We start from the raw sequence: 3,728 nt of genomic DNA on the forward strand, positions 1-3,728 counted from the left end.
CGGTAACAACCGGGTGGTTACGGATAGGCTCCGCCTTGGCCGGATCAGGGGCATCAATGCCCGGGGCTCGAAGCGGCGAACACCTTCGCGTAGGCATAGCCGGCATCGGGCCTCACAGTGTTGAGGGATAACCCCGTCGCCTCCATCGTGGCATCTACCCGCGCCACGATCATCTGCCCATCGTCGATCTCTCCGGTAAGTTGCCGGTCCGGTCACGCGCGATCGAAAGTATCACCTTCGACGTATTCGCGTCGGAGGCCTGCCGGAGATCTGCATTAAGACCATGCCGAACAAGACCAGCCGGAATGATGGCCGCGCTTTGGCGCAGATCATGCGCCTCGGATGTATCGGCAGGTGCATGTGAAGAGTCAGCAGACGGTCACTGCTTGCCGCACGACGATGCGGAAGTCGCCAGGCGGGGCGGTTATCCCGAGAAGCACGATCCTCCTCCGGGTGATATCGGCATGTGGTGGGACTTGACGCGCCTCACCGACATCACACTCGCCCCAACCATCGGGAAAGAACTTATGGGTAATGGAACACGTTACCGTGGCGATGCAGGGCTCCACGCCACGCATTGTACAGCAGGGCGTTCAGAACCCAACCGCAGATTGTATCATGGGCTGGGCAGGTTGTGGAAGCTGTGTGTCCCTTCAGATAGGCTCATGTTCCGATATCCTTTAGTATGATAAGATCGTCCCTAAGCCGTGGTGCTCTGCGATGTTGAGTATTGCCGAACCTATAGCAATATCATGCGTCGCGAGGCCGAGATTGAACACTGCAATGCGATCAGCGTTGCGAACTCTGCCAGCGACCCGTCCTGCGATAACATCGCTGACAGATCCAAGAACTCGCGAAATATCCCGATAGGGAGAGCCTGTAGCAATGATGTAGTTTCTGAATTGCTCAACGTCGTCAGTCAACAATACATCCGTAGACGTCGTTATATCCTGTGACCATCCGCGGACATGAACGGGCAGAACCAAGCTACCCTCCTTGACCCATCCGAATTGGAATGCCACGTCTTCCAATCGACTTGTTGCGGTCACTACGACGTCAGCGGTGCGGATCGCGGCCTCGGCCTCTTTCACGTGAACTATTGTTGCTGTGGAATGAGTCTGTTCAGCCAGCCGGACGACCGCATTCTCATTGATATCTACGATTTGGAATTCGGCAGCGGGGTAAATCAACGACAGCATTTTTACATGGCAGAGGCCCTGAAGACCAGCACCGATTACCGCTATCCTGTTCACGTGCTGTGGCGATAAATACTTGCTGGTGATAGCCGACGCTGCCGCTGTGCGAACTGCAGTCAGGTAAGCAGCATCCATTACGCAGACTGGTAGGCCCGTCTCCGGATCGTTTAACAGCAAAAGCCCTGTAATGTTTGGCAAGCCAACTTTATGATTGCTGGAGTAACCGGCAACCCATTTAACACCGACCTGGCGTTGTTTGGGAAGCCAGCCAGCCATTGCGTGAATGAATGCGTCGTGCCTTGGGTGGACCCCGATCTTGGGCGGGTTCTCGAATGCGCCATTCCCGTGATCCCGAAGCGTCGCCTCAACAATGTCTAATGCTGTGACGAATGGCAGATCCGTCTGTGCAACGTCATCTCGACTTAGCCATCTTATAAATGCCGTCATATTACCTGGTCTCCTGATACTGAGGCTGGCGCTGGAATAGTCCGGTCTTACTGTCTGGAATATTGCTAGCTCCGAATGGGGTACGCTACTTTCAAAGGGTATCTCGCGAACTGCCGCAAATCGTACGGTGATGTGCTAGCGTGCTCCTATTCCGGGCGTGCAGGGATCCACGAACAAAACCGATGAGCCGCTTTGGCAAGAGTTAGCGCCGCCATCAACCACGGTGCCCCAGAGCCAACAACGACGACGTTGCTACGGTGAGCGGCTCTGGACTTGAGGATGCGCCGTGGCCCAGCAGTACGGTTGGCAGCGCCCCTCTGGAGGCAAGGCCGAATCGGACGTGTCAGGCAGCCTTCACGCAGGTCGTTCGCCGGGTGTTTCAGTACCGTGAGCATCATTATTCTCCTGTTGCTGTACCGGTGTGTACTGCTGTAGGGCTACGTTGCGTTCGCGGAGAGATAGGTCTCCGCCGTTCGGAGTGTTGCCTCTATATCGGAAAACAAGAGCGGCAGCTTTGGAGCCAGCTGGTTATTGTTCTGTTCGATGAACCGGAGAAATTCTTCGTCGTACATGCTCACGTAATTGAGCTTTCTGACTGCTGCGTCCGACAGCAACGGGATTGACGACAGATCCACTATGGTGCGCGGCTCCAATCGCAGAAGGGCGCTCTGAAGAGTGGCTTCGTATTCATCATCGACATCGGCGGTTGCGATGACAACGATCGACTGTGATTCGCGTGCGTACCCAATCTCTGCCGGGCGCATTAGCTCGACTTCTACGTCAGTCCAAGGGCGGAGACGTTTGCGAAGGTTCTTAGGGTTTCGCGTCACGATTACGGTGGAACGGAATCGCTCTCCCACACCACTCCTGATCAGCCCGCGACCCAGCATACCCGACCCGATGATGTAAAGGCGGTCGAGCAGCTCTCCGTTTGGAAATCGATCACCTATGATGTCTCGGAGAATTTGATCGTAGTTAAACGATGCGATGAACCGCTGTCGCTCGCGCGCGGCACGACCTATGTCAATTGCAAACCGTGCAATCTGGAAAATCGGACCGTTTGGATTAACAAATTCGAGAGCGTTCGCGAGTTGATAGCTGATGTAACTCTCACCGAGGATCTGAGAATGAGCGCCGGATGCAATCTCGGCGAGACGTTGAACAATTGCGGCTGCCCCTTCAATGGGTTCGTATGAAAAGCCGGAAAATATCGTGCTATCGATATTTCTGAGTGCGTGCTCCTCACCATAGACCTCAACTCGTACGCAGGTTGCGAGCAGGAGAACGCCACTTCTCGCAAGGTCGGTGGCAAGTGGTTTAACCTTCGCGGAAAGCTGTGCCACTGCGAAAGGCGCGGTCAGCTGGTGATCAATATAAAGTCCAAGGAGCTCGCTCATGGTTCTCTCCTGAAGTTGATTGAATCCCTAGCAGCGGTTGACCCGGAACGCCCCCGAGTTCGAGGGCTTGCACCGATCTAGCTCTGCCCCGAGATGCAGGATGGAATCCTGCGCCTTCGAGTTCAGGATCAGCGGGTGTTCAACAAGGGGGCTTCAACAACCGTGCCAACTGCGCGGAAAGGGCTTTAGAAACTATTTTCTCCAAATAAAGCAATATCGTAAGTGAGCATGTGGCGGGGCCGCCGGATCGGGCAACAGCGTGTCGTGCACTCGACAAATCCGACAGTTGCGGGTCTCCGGTCGGTTTCCAACCAATGGAGGACCGGATCCTCTACGGGAAAGCGGAACGCGCGCCACCCAACCGCCCACATTGTCCGATGTCGGACAATGTCGAAATACAACATAGCAGTGGGGGAGACGTCCTATTGTTTTGAAAGGAGTCTCTCCTCGGCACGGTAGATGCAAGACGTTTGGCGAACGCGTCACTGACTGAGAAGGAATCGTCCCATGATTAGGCTCACTGAAAATGCTGTCGCCCGCGGTGAGGACTGCACTTCCCCGAGCCGGCGAGCCGGCGGTAGGCTTACGCATCATGGTCCAGAGCGGCGGCTGTGCCGCCTTCCTCGGCGCCAAGCCATCAGCAAGGCCGTGGTAGTGGTAGCCATGCCGGTTCTGCGCAATCCATCTA

2 protein-coding genes are annotated in these 3,728 nt (G+C 55.6%); both read right to left on the reverse strand.

Annotated features, from left to right (window positions below; all coding sequences use genetic code 11):
- Nucleotides 1-680: 680 nt before the first annotated feature.
- Entirely contained in the window at nucleotides 681-1,643 is a 963-nt protein-coding gene (locus AYK65_RS31200; RefSeq protein WP_081163212.1) for an ornithine cyclodeaminase family protein, read from the reverse strand.
- A gap of 437 nt (nucleotides 1,644-2,080) precedes the next feature.
- The gene (locus AYK65_RS31205; protein ID WP_081163213.1) at nucleotides 2,081-3,040 is read right to left on the reverse strand and encodes a Rossmann-fold NAD(P)-binding domain-containing protein; all 960 of its coding nucleotides are present in this window, start codon (nucleotides 3,038-3,040) and stop codon (nucleotides 2,081-2,083) included.
- Between the last annotated feature and the right edge of the window lie 688 nt (nucleotides 3,041-3,728).

It is taken from the genome of Ensifer aridi, assembly GCF_002078505.1.
In the GTDB taxonomy this organism is placed as follows: Bacteria; Pseudomonadota; Alphaproteobacteria; order Rhizobiales; family Rhizobiaceae; genus Sinorhizobium; species Sinorhizobium aridi.

Excerpts from the sequence above, each read along its gene's own strand:
- AYK65_RS31205 (WP_081163213.1), bottom strand. The coding sequence starts at position 3,040 with ATGAGCGAGCTCCTTGGACTTTATATTGATCACCAGCTGACCGCGCCT.
- AYK65_RS31200 (WP_081163212.1), bottom strand. The coding sequence starts at position 1,643 with ATGACGGCATTTATAAGATGGCTAAGTCGAGATGACGTTGCACAGACG.